At 44.0% G+C, this 16360-nt stretch carries 15 protein-coding genes and 1 pseudogene; 12 read left to right on the top strand and 4 right to left on the bottom strand.

The features are described from left to right. Positions 1 to 112: 112 nt before the first annotated feature. Positions 113 to 955, bottom strand: coding sequence for a hypothetical protein (locus AB6E30_RS17290; protein ID WP_017062424.1), 843 nt, complete (start codon positions 953 to 955; stop codon positions 113 to 115). 280 nt (positions 956 to 1235) lie between these two features. Here AB6E30_RS17290 and AB6E30_RS17285 point away from each other — a divergent pair, with 280 nt between their 5' ends. The 3 genes and pseudogenes from AB6E30_RS17285 to ltrA all read left to right on the top strand — a co-directional run bounded on the left by AB6E30_RS17285 (position 1236) and on the right by ltrA (position 6456). Beyond that, positions 1236 to 2789 (top strand): amidohydrolase family protein, encoded by a 1554-nt coding sequence (locus tag AB6E30_RS17285; RefSeq protein WP_017062426.1) that lies wholly within the window; start codon positions 1236 to 1238, stop codon positions 2787 to 2789. Positions 2790 to 3127: 338 nt separating this feature from the next. Next, the gene (locus tag AB6E30_RS17280) at positions 3128 to 4291 is read left to right on the top strand and encodes a dipeptidase (protein ID WP_017029485.1); all 1164 of its coding nucleotides are present in this window, start codon (positions 3128 to 3130) and stop codon (positions 4289 to 4291) included. A 694-nt stretch (positions 4292 to 4985) separates the two neighbouring features. Further along, positions 4986 to 6456: pseudogene (ltrA, locus tag AB6E30_RS17275) on the top strand (group II intron reverse transcriptase/maturase). Between the two features lie 423 nt (positions 6457 to 6879). Here the strand turns inward: ltrA and AB6E30_RS17270 are convergent. After that, positions 6880 to 7641 carry a transporter substrate-binding domain-containing protein gene (locus AB6E30_RS17270; protein ID WP_017070266.1) on the bottom strand — a complete coding sequence of 254 codons (762 nt, stop codon included), beginning with the start codon at positions 7639 to 7641 and terminating at the stop codon, positions 6880 to 6882. A 286-nt stretch (positions 7642 to 7927) separates the two neighbouring features. On the opposite strand from AB6E30_RS17270, the gene AB6E30_RS17265 reads away from it, so the two are divergent. The 4 genes from AB6E30_RS17265 (at position 7928) to AB6E30_RS17250 (ending at position 11085) form a co-directional block, all read left to right on the top strand. Continuing rightward, positions 7928 to 8977 (top strand): HlyD family secretion protein, encoded by a 1050-nt coding sequence (locus AB6E30_RS17265; RefSeq protein ID WP_372104581.1) that lies wholly within the window; start codon positions 7928 to 7930, stop codon positions 8975 to 8977. Between the two features lie 72 nt (positions 8978 to 9049). After that, entirely contained in the window at positions 9050 to 10063 is a 1014-nt protein-coding gene (locus AB6E30_RS17260) for a DUF2955 domain-containing protein (RefSeq protein ID WP_017070267.1), read from the top strand. Continuing rightward, complete coding sequence (locus AB6E30_RS17255) at positions 10026 to 10493, top strand: MarR family winged helix-turn-helix transcriptional regulator (RefSeq protein ID WP_017062227.1); 468 nt, start codon at positions 10026 to 10028, stop codon at positions 10491 to 10493. Before AB6E30_RS17260 ends, AB6E30_RS17255 begins: the two co-directional genes overlap by 38 nt. A gap of 52 nt (positions 10494 to 10545) precedes the next feature. After that, positions 10546 to 11085 (top strand): lipocalin family protein, encoded by a 540-nt coding sequence (locus AB6E30_RS17250; protein ID WP_017062226.1) that lies wholly within the window; start codon positions 10546 to 10548, stop codon positions 11083 to 11085. Positions 11086 to 11149: 64 nt separating this feature from the next. Here AB6E30_RS17250 and AB6E30_RS17245 read toward each other — a convergent pair whose 3' ends face one another. Beyond that, positions 11150 to 11488 (bottom strand): hypothetical protein, encoded by a 339-nt coding sequence (locus tag AB6E30_RS17245; protein ID WP_372104578.1) that lies wholly within the window; start codon positions 11486 to 11488, stop codon positions 11150 to 11152. Between the two features lie 236 nt (positions 11489 to 11724). On the opposite strand from AB6E30_RS17245, the gene AB6E30_RS17240 reads away from it, so the two are divergent. The 5 genes from AB6E30_RS17240 (at position 11725) to AB6E30_RS17220 (ending at position 14945) form a co-directional block, all read left to right on the top strand. Further along, positions 11725 to 12558, top strand: coding sequence for an AraC family transcriptional regulator (locus AB6E30_RS17240; protein WP_055320095.1), 834 nt, complete (start codon positions 11725 to 11727; stop codon positions 12556 to 12558). 103 nt (positions 12559 to 12661) lie between these two features. Continuing rightward, positions 12662 to 13390 carry an AzlC family ABC transporter permease gene (locus AB6E30_RS17235; protein WP_372104575.1) on the top strand — a complete coding sequence of 243 codons (729 nt, stop codon included), beginning with the start codon at positions 12662 to 12664 and terminating at the stop codon, positions 13388 to 13390. Between the two features lie 2 nt (positions 13391 to 13392). Beyond that, a complete protein-coding gene (locus tag AB6E30_RS17230) occupies positions 13393 to 13722 on the top strand; it encodes an AzlD domain-containing protein (RefSeq protein WP_372104572.1) in 330 nt (109 codons plus the stop codon). Between the two features lie 62 nt (positions 13723 to 13784). Further along, complete coding sequence (locus tag AB6E30_RS17225; RefSeq protein ID WP_017070270.1) at positions 13785 to 14090, top strand: NIPSNAP family protein; 306 nt, start codon at positions 13785 to 13787, stop codon at positions 14088 to 14090. 81 nt (positions 14091 to 14171) lie between these two features. Beyond that, positions 14172 to 14945, top strand: a complete 774-nt coding sequence (locus AB6E30_RS17220) for a viroplasmin family protein (RefSeq protein WP_372104569.1) — start codon at positions 14172 to 14174, stop codon at positions 14943 to 14945. Positions 14946 to 15130: 185 nt separating this feature from the next. Here AB6E30_RS17220 and AB6E30_RS17215 read toward each other — a convergent pair whose 3' ends face one another. Continuing rightward, the gene (locus AB6E30_RS17215) at positions 15131 to 16279 is read right to left on the bottom strand and encodes a glycosyltransferase family 4 protein (RefSeq protein WP_372104566.1); all 1149 of its coding nucleotides are present in this window, start codon (positions 16277 to 16279) and stop codon (positions 15131 to 15133) included. Positions 16280 to 16360: the final 81 nt, after the last annotated feature.

Below are 16360 nucleotides of genomic sequence, written 5' to 3'. Positions count from 1 at the left end.
TTGCCATTTCAACTCTCCTTTGGGTTGGAGAGATGATCTTATTCTTCGTGCTGAAGGATTAGAATGCGGTGTTCATGGCACGCTTACTCTAATTTTATCCTGCGACCTGTTATCACCAAGGAAGAGCAACAACAGGTGTGATGACCAGTCGAAGTTGATGCTCTATCCCAAACGCGTCAGGGCTTTCAATGTAGTTCCAGTATTGAAGACCAAACTTGATGGGTTTGCCACCAATGAGAGTCGTCTTAGCGAACCCAATACCAATAGGGAATGACAATTTATTTCCACTGCTCGCTTCGTGATTATAGCTCCAAGTTGGTTGCGCTTGAATTTGCCATCCATCGTCTAGATTCGCGGTATAGAAGTACTGTCCACCAGTAATACTCGCGTCGGCGTCATTGCTTCCGCCAGCGTTCCATTGATGGGTAATTAACGCCCCGATAACCCCCCAGCTTTGTACGTAGGCTAAGGCAAACTCTGGACCGAGTAAGAATTGATCGTTACCCAGTTCATCGCTTGTTGCGGTGGGCAGTGTACCCACTATCCCCCCCACGACAATCATGCCGCTCTCAAAGGTATGACCAACGGCCACATCAAAGCCGATATCACCGAGACCTGCATCTGAATTTTCAAATCTATCGCCCTTGTAATAGGGTTGGTCAAATATTAAAGGTATATTTGGTCTGATAAATAAGTTGGTTCGCTCTGCAATTGGCACAGGGAGAACAGGTTGAAAGCTCAAGCGATACCCGTTCTGACTGTTCGCTGAATTTAAGTCGCCTTGATAGTTCGTCCAATCCAAGTTAAAGGACATCGAGCCAAGCGTTGTGTTTGGGTTGGCTAGCTCTTTAGCTACCTCCTCTACATCTTGCCCCTCGTCGGCTAACACTACGATGGGAAGAGTGACAGCAAAGAAGAATATCGCGCTTAAACTTCGTAATTTAAGGTTTGGCATTTTTTCCCTGACGAAAACGTTGGTACATAAACGTTTAGCTATGAAGGATTATTTTGTCAAAGTTGCCTTTATAGAGAAGGGCAGCTCTGGAGCGGCAAAGTCAATAGCTGTGGGTGAGATGAGCGTAAAAGTGATTGTTTTTGAGTCACTTTCTCTTGTCACGTTAGATTTGTCTTATCAATGAGCAAAGATGAGGATCAGGTAGATAGCGTGAAATTATTGGTCTAAGATTTTTGACACGTAACACTTATAGTTCATCTCACACACACGGGATAAAATTATGAAACCACTAGAATCATTCATTAAAAAGGCTACGATCGTCGGCTTTGGCCTTATGTCACCACTTGTTATCGCCGCTAATTATGATGTTGTAATTTTGAACGGCAGAGTTATCGACCCTGAAACAAATTTCGATTCTGTTGCTAATGTCGGGATCAAAGATAATAAGATCACAGCAATAACGACCGATAGTATTTCTGGGGATAAAACTATTGACGCTACAGGTAAAGTTGTTGCCCCTGGATTCATCGACGTCCACGCTCATGGTCAAAACATTGGTGACTACAGAATGCAGGCGATGCAAGGCGTTACCACTATGCTGGAACTCGAATCTGGTGTTCTACCTATCAGTGACTGGTATGCAGGACAAGCTGAAAAAGGCTTACCATTAAACTATGGTGCAGCAGCTGGTTGGACTTACGCTCGTATTGCTACATTTAGTGAGACGGAACCCGAAGCGACCGTTGGCTATTTCCAAAAAGCTCAATCACGTAATGATTGGAAGATGGATATAGCAACACCTGAGCAAGAAAGTAAAATCATCAAGCTGATTGAGCAAGGCCTTGATGAAGGTGGCCTAGGTATCGGGATTAACGCTGGCTATGCACCGGGCCATGGTCAAAAAGAATATTATGCATTGGCTGAATTAGCCGCAGAAAGAGACGTAGCAACCTATACTCACGTTCGCTATGCCAGCAATGCCGAGCCACAAAGCTCGTTTGAAGCCGTTAAAGAATTAGTGGGCAATGCCGCTATCACTGGCGCTCATATGCACTTTTGTCATATTAACAGTACTTCATTAAAAGATATCGAAACCATCTTACCTATGGTCAATAAGGCTCAAGAACAAGGAATCAATGTTACTGTGGGCGCTTACCCTTGGGGCGCAGCAAGTACTGTCGTTGGCGCAGCCATGTTTTCTGGTGAAGGCTGGCGGGAACGTATGGGTTCAACCGCTGAAAACTTTCAGCTAGGTAAAGAACGTATGACAGAAGAACAGTTGAAAGACTACCAAGAAAATAAACCTGGTACCTTTATTGTCTGGCACTTCCTAGACGAGCAAAACCCTAAAGATCTTGCTCTATTAGACGCTTCGATTCTAAATCCTAATGTGTTGATTGAATCTGACGAAATGTTCTGGATGCATATGGACGAAGACGGCCACATTGAAAATTATGCAGGTGACGAGTGGCCATTACCAAAAGATCTATTCTCTCATCCTAGATCAAATGGCACCTTTGCTAAAGTACTCAGAGTCTATGTTCGTGAGCGCGGCTTGTTAACGATGACGGAAGCACTACGTAAAATGACACTGATGCCAGCTCAATTAATAGAAGATTTTGTCCCTCAAATGAAAAATAAAGGACGAATCCAAACTAATATGGACGCAGATATCGTGGTATTCGACCCAGAAACTATCGCTGATGTGGGCACCTACCAAGATCCTAACCACCCAGCCGTAGGCGTACATTGGTTATTGGTTAACGGCAAAATCGTTGTCAACAACACACAACTAGATACAGACGTTAAAGCAGGCGAAGCCATTCGACGTTAATTCACCTAATCAATGATAAATCAGACTATAGAAAGCGATACTCAGGTATCGCTTTTTTATCTCACCTCTTCGATAATTTCTTAAAGTGTCACATATAATACTTTTAAATGAATTTTCTAATTGAGGTAACATTTAGATAGATTTGCCAAAAATATTCGACATAAATCACGTTTTTATCATGTCATTGGGCGTAGTTTATTTATAAAAAAGGTGCATAAAAAGGTGCGTACAAAGGGCTTAACACTCCGTTTGATATAAATCCGTACCTATCTTTACTTCCAAACTTCCAACATATTTATATTTTATAGAAGCTAACACTGTTAAGGAAAATTTCAAATATGGACAACAAATCTGAAATCGAACCAAGTAATGATAAAGCGACAAAGTCAGGTGCACCAAAATTACCAGAATTTGAAATAAAAGATTATTCAAAAATCCCTCAACGAACACACAAATATCCTGCATCTGAACGTGCAAAAAAAATTGTTCGAGATTCTATGGCTATTGACAGCCTTTTTTCCGGTCTTTGGCCCTCTCAATGGTCTTCACCTGAAGCACCAGAATTCCATGATGAAATGGACAAGTGCAAAGCCGCTGGATTCAAGGTACTAGCAGCATGTCCTTCCGCAGACTCGTTAGATGCCTCGGTTGAAGGCATTATGAAAGGCGCTCAGTTCTACCTAAGCAAAATGAAAGAACGCCCAGACGACTATATGATGATCCGCACTACCAAAGATATTGATGAAGCGGTAAAACAAAACAAATTGGGTATTTACTTCACTCACCAAGGTACTCAAATATTTGGTGGTGATGTTGATCGCGTAGGACTATGGCGTGAGATGGGCTATGGTTACTGTTTATTGGCATATAATCAACGTAATGATGTGGGTGATGGCTGCTTCGAAATTGAGAACCGTGGTCTAACTGAATATGGAAAAAAACTTGTCGACGCTTATAACCGATACGGTATGCCTGTTGATGTAAGCCATACTGGCGAACGAACCTCCTTAGATGCGATTGAACGCAGTAGCCAACCTGTCATTTCTTCGCATTCAGGTGCGAAAGCCATTGCCGATTATCAGAGAAGCCTTTCTGACGCTGTGATTAAAGGTGTTGCGGCAACCGGTGGGGTTTGCTCAATAAATATGGTGGCTGCCTTTATGGATACATCTAACCCAGATATATTGACGACTGAACAATTATTTCGACATATTGATTATATGGTCAACTTAGTCGGTATAGACCACGTTGGCTTCGGTTCAGACTATATCCCGAACATCAATTTTACAGCGTCTATTATTCAAACACCAATGGGGCAGAACGTATTCCCTGATGGTGGCTATAGTGCCGCTGTAGGAGCAAAAGGGTTTCCTACCCCAGCACCATATCAAATTGTTGCAGCTCTAATTGATACCATGCTTGAAAATGGATACTCAGAAGAAGACTGCAGCAAGTTCTTAGGTGGCAACATGTACCGAGTATTTGATCAAGTCTGGGTATAAGAAGTTTATTAAATTTACTCAATAATTAGCACTTCTAACATCTCGTTTAGAAGTGCTTTTTTAATCGCTTCGAATGAGACTGCAGTTTATGACTGCTCCTAACTTGTTATTGTCCGTGCGACCTGAAGTCGTATGGAAGCGTTGTTCACCGCTTTAAGAGTGAACTGTCTGTATCACCAGATGAACCTACGAGCCTGAATAAAGCAGCGGCTCGGACAATGTAACGAAACTTGGCCGTTGGGCTGAGTGGGAACAAAATCGTGAGAGGACGTTCCTCCTGAAAACCACAATTCGGGTAAGTGCTAGGTAGTCAATATGATGAACGTATGTGAATCCATCCAAGGTGCGTTATACGATGAAGCAGCGGAAGTGGTTAATACGCTGTGGCCAAAATGGCAATGAGAGTCGGAAAGGAGTTGGACAATATCCTTTCGTGATCATTGTACTCTCCGCACTATAGTGGGCATCTAAGTTGACATTTTACGTAACATACGGAACAGGGTAAGCCTGTATCACTCCTTATGGGAAAGCCTATGTGGCCGATAGTGATGCAGGTATAGGAGGTTGGAAAAAGCGAAAGCTGCATTGTAACGATGCAGATACAGACTCATGTCTGGTTACGAAAGTGAGCCTACTTCCGACTGGTCTCCCGTTGCGAGAGAATCTGAAGAACTTTATTCAAGGAGAAATGCAAATGATGATTTCAAAAGAGATTAGTGCCTCTCCTGACAGCGCTCAATGGCAGTCAATTGACTGGAAAACTGTTGAGGCGCATGTATTAAAGCTTCAGATGCGTATCGCAAAGGCAACTCGAGAAGGTAAACACGGCAAAGTGAAAGCCTTGCAGTGGCTACTGACTCATTCTCGCTCAGCAAAACTTCTTGCTGTTAAACGAGTATCTCAAAACAGAGGCAGTAAAACGCCAGGAATAGACGGTGTTATCTGGAACACAGATACACGCCGCATGAAAGCAGTCAATCAATTGAGTAGAAAGGCATATCAAGCCAAACCACTCAAGCGTATCTATATCCCTAAAAAGAATGGCAAACTTCGACCATTGGGCATCCCGTGTATGATCGATAGAGCGCAACAAGCGCTTTACCTCACGGCACTAGAGCCTATATCGGAGACGCTAGCTGATCCAAATAGCTATGGATTTAGACCCAACCGCAGCACGGCTGACGCTGTCGATCAGTGCTTCAAATGTTTGGCTCTAAAGAAGTCCGCTAAATGGGTTCTTGAAGGCGATATAAAGGCCTGTTTCGACAAGATCGGACATCAATGGTATGGATAACATCGCTGTTGATAAACGAATGCTAGAGCAATGGTTAAAGTCTGGCTTTATGGACAAAGGGCTGTTTTATCATACCGACGAGGGTACACCACAGGGGGGGATTATATCCCCAACTTTGATGTTAATGACTCTTGCTGGGCTTGAGAAGCGCATAAAGTCTATTGCACTCAACAAGGGTGCTAGAGCCAACTTTATTGGATACGCCGATGATTTCGTCGTCACTTGTGCTTCAAAGGAAGTGCTTGAGAACGATATCAAACCGCTGATCGTTGATTTCTTAGCGGAAAGAGGCTTAAAACTATCCGAAGAGAAAACGCACGTTACACACATCGAGAATGGCTTTGACTTTCTAGGATTCAATCATAGAAAGTACAAAGGGAAATTGCTCATTAAACCGAGCAAAACCAACACACTGCTGTTCCTGAGTAACCTACGTGAACTCATTAAAAAGCACGCAACTATCCCTGTGAACGATCTTATCAAACTGATAAATCCGAAACTACGGGGTTGGGCTAACTATTACCGTCATTGCGTTGCTAAACAGGTATTCGGATATGTTAGGCACAAGCTATTTTATGCATTATGGCACTGGGCAGTAAGGCGCCACCCGACAAAATCTAAGAGTTGGGTGGCCCTTAAATACTTCATCAACCGAAAAGGCCAATGGCAATTTCACGGTTGGCAGAAGATTATGGATATGGATTGCCAGTTCAATCTCTTCCAAATAGCCAAGGTGCCGATTGAGAGGCATGTGAAAATCCGAAGTGCGGCTAACCCATTCGACCCTCAATACCAAGAATACTTGGCTAGGAGAAAATCGAAAAGACTGGCACGCAACTCTTGGAATGAGCCTACTCTCACTGCTTTATAAGTTGCTGGGTATCAAACGATACCTTTGTGGAGGCTTGAGCCTAGTGCAGTGAAAGTTGCACGCTGGGTTCTTAGGGAGGCGGCACTTGGTAACAAGTGTCGTCCACCCGACAGAAGCTTCTCAGCGCATTACCTCATCTCTTGTGATCACCAAGCGATTCTGTCTAGAGGATTAATTGGAGCGTAGTAGATTTACTACGTTGAATTTTAGTAGTTTTGTAAATATGCAGACTTTCGATGCAATGTTATGCGAACTTATGTTGCAAATAGTATTTTAACTCTTTGATAGTTGGTTCGCGTTATGAAGGCTTATGTTGCAAGCATCACCTTAAAAAAGCCGCTCTTTATGAGCGGCTTTTTGCTATCTGATGCTTTCTAAAGTGAACACAGTTCGCAATTAGTTTAGTCCACACTGCATACCAAACTATTCGTAAATGCTGTATGAAAAATACTTACTTGCGATTTTTTGATGCTGACCATTGTCGATCAAGCGCTGGATACCGTCATCAATAAGATCTTTGAGTTCATTATCTTGTTTTCGTACCGCGACACCAATACCACGCCCGAACCATTTTTCTTCTGTAAATTTAGGACCCGTAAAGTGGTAGTCCTTACCTTGCTCCGTTTCAAGAAAGCCCGTATTGAGTCCCATAGAACCACCAAACACGCTATCTAGGCGCCCGTTGAGTAAATCGGTAAAGGCTTCGTCGAATGATCCATAACGCTTGATATCTACATTTGGGTAGATCTCGGAAAGGTATTTGTCACCAATGGTAGCGCGCTGAACTCCAATTGTTAGTTCATTTAAGCTGCCGTCATCCATATTGATTTCACGCCCTTTTTCCATGACAAAACGAGTGGGAACTTTAGCGTAAGGCATCGTGAAGTTAACTTTCTTTTCACGTTCTTCGGTAATTGTCATAGCCGCTATAATTGCATCGTTTTTACGGCTTAAAAGCGAAGGGATAATCCCGTCCCAGTCAGTTTTTGAGATGATACATTTTACTTCTAATTCGACACACAAGGCGTTGGCTAAATCGACTTCAAACCCCTCTAATTCACCATCTTGCGTTGTCCAGCTGAATGGTGGGTATGCTCCTTCCACCGTAAATCGGATTTGCTTCCAATCTTTTGCGTAAGTAAATACTGAGAAAACACTGACGAATACAACAAATATCCACTTCATTTTTATTTCCTTATAGTTTTAATGGATAAGTTGGTTAATCAAATGTTAAAGAATATCAATGTTAATGCATATCATTGTGAGCAAAGGCATTAGATAACTTCTGGAACTCTTGCTTCCCAAACTAACTACACGACTTTTTCTTATCTAAATTTCTATTTATATCTTTCATAAACAGTAGCTTGCTGTACTTCTCGCAAGATCTTTAAGATACTCACCTTTGATTTATGTTGCATCTGAAACAAAAATCAATACAATGAGCGCATTATTTTGTTGCAGGTGAAACATTATGGCTAATAAAGCGTATCAATGGATGCTCTATCTAACACTTGGCACCAGTGCCTTGTTTGCTCTTTTCTTGGTGGCAAGTGACAACCTTGCGCCGTTCACAACTCAAGCTCAATTGCACATTCCAACCAGCCGTATTGCTGCAGAAGTGTCGGCGCCAGTGGTGGAGTTGGCTGTTAAGAATGGTCAGGATGTAAAAAAAGGGGAACTGCTAGTTCGCTTAGATCCAACTCGTTTTGAATTGGCGTTAACTCAGGCTGAAGCGGCTTTGGTTGAAGCAGAGCAAAGCTATGAAGCAAACAAGCAGCACTTGCATGGCGCGGAAGCGACGTTACGTCAGCGCCAACACGAAGCTCTGAATGCCGAGAGAAAATTGAAGCGTAACCAGCAATTGATTTCGAGAAAACTTGTTAGCCAAGAAACGCTAGACGATAGCCGATCGGACACGATTGTAAGACAGCAAGCCGTCGAAGCTGCGCAAGCCGATATTGAGCAGATAAAAGCTGAGCTTGAGAAAAGCAGCGACAACGGTGCTTTGGCTGTTGCTCGAACTCGCGTTGAACTGGCGCAATTGGATTTGGGCAAAACGACAATCGTCGCGCCTGTTGATGGCGTAATCAGCAATCTCAACCTTAACTCAGGAACCTATGTTGGCGCTGGCAGCCCCGTTTTGTTTTTGGTTGATCGCCAGCATGCTTGGATTAACGCAGACTTCAACGAAAAGGGCAGTGCAAATCTGACTGCGGGAACAACCGTTCGTTTGGTGTTTGATGCAATGCCTGGTGAGGTGTTTGAGGGAAATATTCAAGGTCGTGAACTGGCTATCTATGATGCGAGCAGCGACAACAGCGGCCTCGCGAAAGTCGTGAATGATGATCGCTGGATTCGAGACCAACAAAAAGTGCGTACACAAGTAACGTTGCCGTCACTTGATCACTCATTGTTCTCAGGCTCTAAAGTGAGCGTGATGGTGGTGCCTGAAGCGACGTTTTGGGATGTGATCGGAAGTGCATGGATGGAAGTGCTAGCTCGCATTCGTTACCTAGTTTAACTGTGCTCTTCAATCATCGACTAACTGACTACCCACTGACGAAATAACGATTTACGACCTAAGAGGCAGATTATGAATAACGAAGTTCGAGGCCCGATTAACTGGTCTGAAGTAGCTTGGATCAGCGCTATCGTGTCTTTGGGTATGTTGGCTCAACTTTGGCTACAGCTAGGTGTTGCGGCGTACCTCGCTCTTTATCCGGTAATGGCGGCGACCAAGATTAACGACTACTCAGTGAGAGGTATGCTCAAAGCGTTTCTCCCTATCTTGGGTGTCGCTTGTGTGGCTCTGCTTGTCGATCAGTTATTTGCCTCACACCCGGCAGTGGTTTGGGGGATCAGTTTATGGGTATTTGATTTAGCAAGAAGGTGGGCCGACACGCCTGCCAAACTTGGGAAAATCTACATCCCATTGCTCAATTGGTTTTTGGTGATTGTGTTTGCACAACATGGCCCAATGCCGATGACGGACTGGGTTCGCGATATAGCTGTGAGCATGGTGACGACCATGGTTGTGGTGAGATTTGTGATGCTGTTCTTAAAGCCGCCCAAAGCGATGTCGCCGCTGCCAATGCAAAGTGTTCCTGTGACGTACCAGCAGCGAGTGATATATGTGGTCATGCTTGGAGTTGGTTTAGCATTTTTGATGATGGTCGATTTGATTGCCGCGACGTTCTGTATGATGCCTGTGATTATTGCGGCTGCGCAAAGTGAACGCATGAACTATCAAATGGTGGTGAAAAACTGTTTACAAGCCCACGTTGGTGGTTGTGCATTGGCGTTGGTCTTCGTAACCTTGTTAGCGGGGCAACACTCCTATAATTGGGTGTATATCATTGGACTAACAAGCTTGGTGACCATGATAGCAATTTGGATCAGCGGCAGTCGTGGTGGCGTGCGAGGTATGCATACTGAAGCGATGTTAGGAACTATGCTACCATTGCAACTCTATGTTTCAGCAACCGATCTTGGTTTGCAAGATACCTACTTTCGTGCAGAGTTAATGTCCATCGTGTTGGTATTATTAGTGGTCTGCCAAGGAATTATATATGGAAAATCAACCAGCATTATCCATCACCGGAATTGATGCACTCGACAGCAATCCTATGTTCTTAATGGGCTTTGCTTACAAACAGTTTCGAGCTCAAGTCACCGCTGAGATGGGCACCACTTCGGGCATTTCTCTAGAGATGTTTGGTGCGCTTCGAGTGTTAGATAAGCATGGCAAAATCACTCAGCAAGAGTTAACCAATTACTTGCTTCGAAATCGCTCTGTGACCAAGCGTTTGGTTGATAACGCGATTAAGCTGAACCTTATTGAGGCCAGCAAGAGTGAAACGAACAAGAAGGTAAAACTTCTTTCTTTAACGGAAGAGGGCAAGAAGCTTGCCGAATATTGTGAGCCTATGGTCGATAGTATCAGCGAGCAGTTTCAGAGTGCGTTGAGTGAAGACGAATCCAAGCAGTTACAGACCTTGTTGGCTAAGCTTGTAAAAACAGACCAATTCGTCGACTGATTATGCGATCGAAGGTGTGGGTCTAATAACAATCGAATAAAGAGTAAGTGACATGACATACAAAATATTAGCGATGCTAATGATTAAGCTGTTGTTTACGTTTCGTGGCAGTAAACCTACGTCTAAAATCCCCGCCTCTGACTTTGATGCCGAACGCTTCGCTGGTACATGGTATTCCGCTTGTTTTATCCCGCATCCATTGCAATCAAAGCTCGGTTCTTTGTCGTTTAGCTTTTTATTTGAATCTGACGGTAATCTTAAGCTGACAACTCGAGGCTACAACGCGAAAAAGAATGAGTGGAAGACCAAAGAACAAGCCGCAACATTTAAGGGCTCTCAAACCGAAGCGTGGTTTTCAGTCGAAGCGAATAGCCCTTATGAGAAGCAGAGAAAGGTAATTTTCTTGAATGAAGATTACACTCAGGCTTTGTTGGTGGGTCCTACCAAAAATACCTTACAGATCTTGTATCGCACTGCAGAGTTCACCAAACAAGACTTAGACTCGCTGATTGAACGGGCGCAGAGCATGGGTTTTAAAACCAGTAAGCTAGTTCGTGTGTCACAACATATCAATGATGTGCCTGAACAATAAAGTAAGTTCGGCTAGTCCTGACTAGGTAGCTCGGCTAATAAGCAAACAACATTGCTAACCCGTTCTAATTCGCTGGCAACACAACCGCAGACGCTTCTTCGTCTGAATCTTCTTTGTCTTCTACTTGGTCAGTTACCCAATCAATTGTCTTTGTTAGATAAAGCTTGTTGGTTTCGGTATCGCACCAACTCTTGGATAATCCTCTTCGATTGAATTCACTGCCAATTGCTGCGAGTGTCTGGTTACTTGAGCGCCCGTAATACAAGGTGTCGCACAGTTGCAGGTTCGACATCGATTGTGGGTATGTATTAACCGACGAGGAGTTCATGCTCAGTGCTTTGGATTGATTGTGCGTACAGCCTGTAAGGCTCAGGAAAAAGAAAAGGATTAGCGTATTTTTCATGGTGTATCAGGTCTATTGCCGATGATTTGAAGACAGTATTGGCATGTATAATTAAATTATTGTCAATTATTCGCCAACTAGTTATAGACCAAGACTTTCCTCCCAGTTAGAGAGCGTTATGAAGCCAACGACAAAAACAGTATTAACAAACAAAAGCGCAATTTTGTACAAAAGCTGAAAGAGACTATAGAGTAGACTGATAAGTCGCTCGATAATCAACAGGCTTGGGAATTGTTATGGAGAACAAGAAACGTTCTAAAGAAAAGGCCGAATATAAGATAACGGAAGAGCTCGGCGGCCTTGAAATTCTTAATGCTGAATATGAAAAGCAGAACTTCTCACGCCATAGCCACGAGGGCTACACGCTGGGAGTCATCGAGCAGGGCGCTCAGCGTTTCTATCGAACGGGCGGACATCATATTGCGCCACAAGATGCGATTATTTTGGTCAATGCCGACGAAGTTCATAGCGGTCACTCTGCCACTGAAGGCGGTTGGGCGTATCGAGCCATGTATCCACTCCCAGAGCAACTTGCTAAGATCACTCAAGAGCTTAACCTACCCAATTACGGCGCGCCTTATTTCCCAAGAGCCGTTGTTGAAGACCCAGAGCTCGCCAATCAATTGAGGTTGGTCTTCAACACGATTGATGAATCCGACAATCGCCTGTTAAGAGAGACCTTGATGTATGGGATGTTGGTTAAGCTGATTAGCCGACATGGAAAATCGCCGCTTAACCCTCAACTCGATGGGAAAACTCAGCGGCAACTTGTCTTAGTGAAAGAGTTCTTAGATGACTTTCCACAAGCCGATGTGTCTCTAGAAGAACTCTCTAAACTGGCGGCTTTAAGCCCGTTTCATTTGGTACGCTCTTTTCAGAAAGAGTTTGGCCTTCCGCCGCATGCGTATCAGATCCAATCTCGATTAAGGCTTTCCCGTAAGTTATTGAAACAAGGGCATACCATTTCAGATACCGCGCAAGAGTGCGGTTTTCACGACCAAAGCCATTTTCATCGACACTTCAAAAAGGCCAATGGCTACACGCCGGGGCAATACATCAAAATGCTCTAAATCGGACACCTTAATTCGTTTGTGAAATCGAGCAAGTTTGTACAATCGAACCGACTCCACTCTTCTTACATTGAATAGCTAATGTGGGAGAGAAAAGAATTATATGGATAATGAAACAATGGATAGACGAACACAGTTATGGAAGGGCGTTTTAGCGGGAATGCCCTTGAGCATTGCGGTTATCCCTTGGGGAATTCTAGCGGGCTCATATGCGATAGATGCTGGGTTGAATCAGCTTCAAGCTCAAGCGATGTCGGCTATTTTATTTGCTGGCTCAGCGCAACTTGTCGCAGCGGGTATGTTCAAAGCGGGTATTGGTTTAGGGACCATGTTGTTGACCACACTGTTCATCACTTCAAGGCACTTTCTGTATAGCGTATCGATGCGAGACAAAATCAGTCATCTTCCTGCGCGTTGGCGTCTATTACTCGGATTTTGGCTCACCGACGAGCTGTTTGCGATTTGTAGTGGGCAGTCTCAGCAAGAGTTTAATCGTTGGTATGCCGCGGGTGTAGGTGGAGGTTTTTACCTTGTTTGGAATATCGCGAGCTTTGTTGGCATTGTCGCGGGAAGCCAAATCCCGTCACTCAATGAAATCGGTCTCGACTTCGCGGTGGCAGCGACCTTTATTGCGTTAGTTTTTCCATTCATCCGAACTCTACCCGTCGTGGTGTGTGTGGTTGTTTCATTGGTCACTTCGGTCGCGATGTCGGTCAACAATGTTGAAGGCGGGCTGATGATTGCAGCGATTGCTGGCATGTTAGCGGGCTTTTTCAGCGAGTCATTTCAAGAACGAAACAATAGCAATAAGCCAATCGCGGAGGGTAAATAGAGATGATTTGGTTAACGATATTACTCATGACTGCGATTGTTTTCTTTAGCCGGTATTTGTTTCTTGAGCCTGCAATCCCGCTTCGACTCAATCAAACCGCAAGGCGCCTATTGCGCTATTCAAGCCCAGCGGTGCTGACTGCGATTTGGGGGCCAATTGTATTTGCACCAGAACAAACATTTTGGCCAAGCCTTGAAAACCCATACTTGATAGGCGCGGTGGTCACAGGTCTGTTGATTTGGAAAACAGGCAATGTGCTGCTAACGATCGGCGTCAGCATGGCGGTGTTTTTGTTCTATAACCTTGTCGTGGTTGATTACCTTTTCTCGTGAGCTTCAACTTCAATGTCAACTTAGGCTTTGTGTTTCTCCTATTATTTAAGGGCTGTATAAATATGATTACTTGTTATGTTCGATATGTGATTGATCCTAAAAAGGTAAATGAGTTTGAGGCATACGCAAAAATGTGGATTCCTCTGGTCGCTAAATTCGGGGGCCAACACAATGGTTATTTCTTACCGTCGGAAGGGGCGAACAATATTGCCTTGGCGCTGTTTACCTTTGAAAGTTTGGCTGCCTATGAAGAGTATCGGATTAAATCGTTGAACGATGCTGAGTGTATTAAAGCGTTTGAATTTGCAGACGAAGTTGATTGCATCGTGAGTTATGAACGCAGCTTTTTTAGACCTGTTTTAGAGTGATAGACCTTGCAACGTATAGCGTGGTGGCATCTAATGTACTGATTCACTGTTTGTGTGTTTAGGTTTTGGTAAGGAGTTAGTTTGGCTAAGAAATATTATGTGGTTTGGAAAGGTCGTACACCGGGTATTTTTACCACTTGGAATGACTGTAAGTCTCAAGTCGATGGCTTTGCTGGTGCGAGATATAAATCGTTCCCAACACTAGGCGAGGCTGAGTCTGCTTTCGGTGGTAAAACGTCGTCTGCGTCAGGTTCTACAGCGACAAAGCCAAACTCTGCGGGTAAGGCGACGAAAGCTAAGGTGCCGCCTCTTTCGGAGCAGCAAATCACAGATATGCCTTTTGATATAAAGATCTTTACCGATGGTGCGTGTGAACCAAACCCTGGTGAAGCAGGGACGGGGTTAGCGGTATACCAAAACAACCAATTAACCGAATTGTGGTATGGCTTGTATCAACCTGTTGGTACCAATAATACCGCTGAGTTGCATGGCCTTAAACAGGCGTTTTTGCTCGCAAAAGAGAAGCTAAACGCGGGTCTGTCTGTAGCGATCTATTGTGACTCTAAGTACTCGATAGATTGTATTACTAAGTGGGCAACGGGTTGGGAGAAAAAGGGCTGGACTAAGTCGGGCGGCGAGATCAAAAACCTCGATATTATTAAGCCGGCGTATGCGCTCTACCAAGAGCTGGCTTCAAAAATTACCATCTACCATGTGAACGGACACGTTGGTATTGAAGGTAACGAATTGGCCGATAGAATGTCGATTGTGGCTATTTCATCGAAAGAGCAACAACTCGCTCAATATCGTGACATCGACGATATTGAGTCTATTTTGGCACTGCGAGCAGGCTAGTTAGGCTTCTTAATGAAAAGCTACTGAAAGCATAAGTCGCGATCATTGGGCAGTGCTAAGTTGAGCGTTACATTTCAAATTGATGTAGCGCTCTTTTGTTTTTGTGGTGCTCCGTTTTCTTATGGTGCATAGTCGTTCTTGTGAGACGCAGCAGCCCTTGCGATGCTTACTGCCTGAGTTCATCCTTATTGAGCAGGGTTCTCTATCCAACGAGATAATTGCTGAGCTTGTTTGATCGAATTAAAACTGTCTTTCACTCTCTCACGTGCCTTTAAACTCATCGATGTTTTATCGTTACTGCTCAGCTGCGCGAAACGCTCAATCGCTTCTCTTAATTCTTCCACGTTTTTTTCGCTAACCACAAAACCTGTCTCTGGTGAGACGATCTCTTTGCATCCCATGATGTTGGTGGTAATGACTGGCGTTCCCACAGCCATCGCTTCTTTTAAAACCAGAGGCCCTGTATCCACACATCCGGTTTCGGAAAAACAGAAGGGCGCGATTAGGCTGTCATAATTCGATAGTTTCTCTTTCACCCATTCATGAGGCTTAGCGCCAAGAAAGGTCACGTTTCGAGTGAGCCCATTTTCTTTGACCTGCAATTTTAATTGTTGCTCTAAATCGCCAGTACCGACGATATCGAGATGAATGTCGAGAGGTTCGGCAATCGGCGCCAATGCATCAATAAGATGGTGGATACCTTTTTGCTCCACTAATCGGCCAAGGAAAACAAAGCGAAGTTGCTTCGTTTCGATTTTTGGGTTGAGTTGGAATTGTTTGGTATTAACTCCGCAATGCAAGAGTTTAATGTTTCCTTTCGCCATGGTATTGAAGTCAGCAAGCATGTCTTTACACACTGCAACCACAAAATCACTCGATGAGATTTTATGTTCAATGTCATAAGCGAACTCGTAAACATCATGACCATGAGCAACGAACGAACAGGTGATATTCAGCAGCTTTGCCGCGACGATGGCGTGAGCTGTGGTGTGCTGACAGAAATGCGCATGTACGTGTTCGACGTCGTTTTCCGCGAGTTGCAGCGCTAATTTAAACCCATAAGCGAACAGTGACTTTTTCGGCATGCTGGTTTGCTTAGAAATAAATGAGACAGCCTTGATGAAACCTATCCAGTTAATGCTAGCGACTTTACCCATCCGAACATTTTTACCTATTTCGACAATGTCGTAGTCGAACTGTTTTTCACTGTTTTCAATTTTGAACGTCATTACACAAACATCGTGCCCACACGCTTTCACAGAGTCGACTTCTGTTTGAATGAAGGTCTCACTGAGTACTGGGTAGGTTGGCGCCACAAATGCTACTTTCTTCATTCCTTACTCCTCAAATCCATATGACTAAAGCTATCAAGCCAAGGTAATAACCAATAAAGCAAGATACGAACCAAGATCGAA

The organism is Vibrio sp. 10N.247.311.12, from assembly GCF_041467515.1.
Taxonomy (GTDB): Bacteria; Pseudomonadota; Gammaproteobacteria; order Enterobacterales; family Vibrionaceae; genus Vibrio; species Vibrio crassostreae_C.
The sequence above is the reverse complement of the archived record's forward strand: the minus strand, read 5'-3'. Positions and strand labels throughout refer to the sequence as shown.

Excerpts from the sequence above, each read along its gene's own strand:
- AB6E30_RS17280 (WP_017029485.1), top strand. The coding sequence starts at position 3,128 with ATGGACAACAAATCTGAAATCGAACCAAGTAATGATAAAGCGACAAAG.
- AB6E30_RS17260 (WP_017070267.1), top strand. The coding sequence starts at position 9,050 with ATGAATAACGAAGTTCGAGGCCCGATTAACTGGTCTGAAGTAGCTTGG.
- AB6E30_RS17250 (WP_017062226.1), top strand. The coding sequence starts at position 10,546 with ATGACATACAAAATATTAGCGATGCTAATGATTAAGCTGTTGTTTACG.
- AB6E30_RS17265 (WP_372104581.1), top strand. The coding sequence starts at position 7,928 with ATGGCTAATAAAGCGTATCAATGGATGCTCTATCTAACACTTGGCACC.
- AB6E30_RS17285 (WP_017062426.1), top strand. The coding sequence starts at position 1,236 with ATGAAACCACTAGAATCATTCATTAAAAAGGCTACGATCGTCGGCTTT.
- AB6E30_RS17230 (WP_372104572.1), top strand. The coding sequence starts at position 13,393 with ATGATTTGGTTAACGATATTACTCATGACTGCGATTGTTTTCTTTAGC.
- AB6E30_RS17245 (WP_372104578.1), bottom strand. The coding sequence starts at position 11,488 with ATGAAAAATACGCTAATCCTTTTCTTTTTCCTGAGCCTTACAGGCTGT.
- AB6E30_RS17240 (WP_055320095.1), top strand. The coding sequence starts at position 11,725 with ATGGAGAACAAGAAACGTTCTAAAGAAAAGGCCGAATATAAGATAACG.
- AB6E30_RS17215 (WP_372104566.1), bottom strand. The coding sequence starts at position 16,279 with ATGAAGAAAGTAGCATTTGTGGCGCCAACCTACCCAGTACTCAGTGAG.
- AB6E30_RS17270 (WP_017070266.1), bottom strand. The coding sequence starts at position 7,641 with ATGAAGTGGATATTTGTTGTATTCGTCAGTGTTTTCTCAGTATTTACT.
- AB6E30_RS17290 (WP_017062424.1), bottom strand. The coding sequence starts at position 955 with ATGCCAAACCTTAAATTACGAAGTTTAAGCGCGATATTCTTCTTTGCT.
- AB6E30_RS17225 (WP_017070270.1), top strand. The coding sequence starts at position 13,785 with ATGATTACTTGTTATGTTCGATATGTGATTGATCCTAAAAAGGTAAAT.
- AB6E30_RS17255 (WP_017062227.1), top strand. The coding sequence starts at position 10,026 with ATGGAAAATCAACCAGCATTATCCATCACCGGAATTGATGCACTCGAC.
- AB6E30_RS17235 (WP_372104575.1), top strand. The coding sequence starts at position 12,662 with ATGGATAATGAAACAATGGATAGACGAACACAGTTATGGAAGGGCGTT.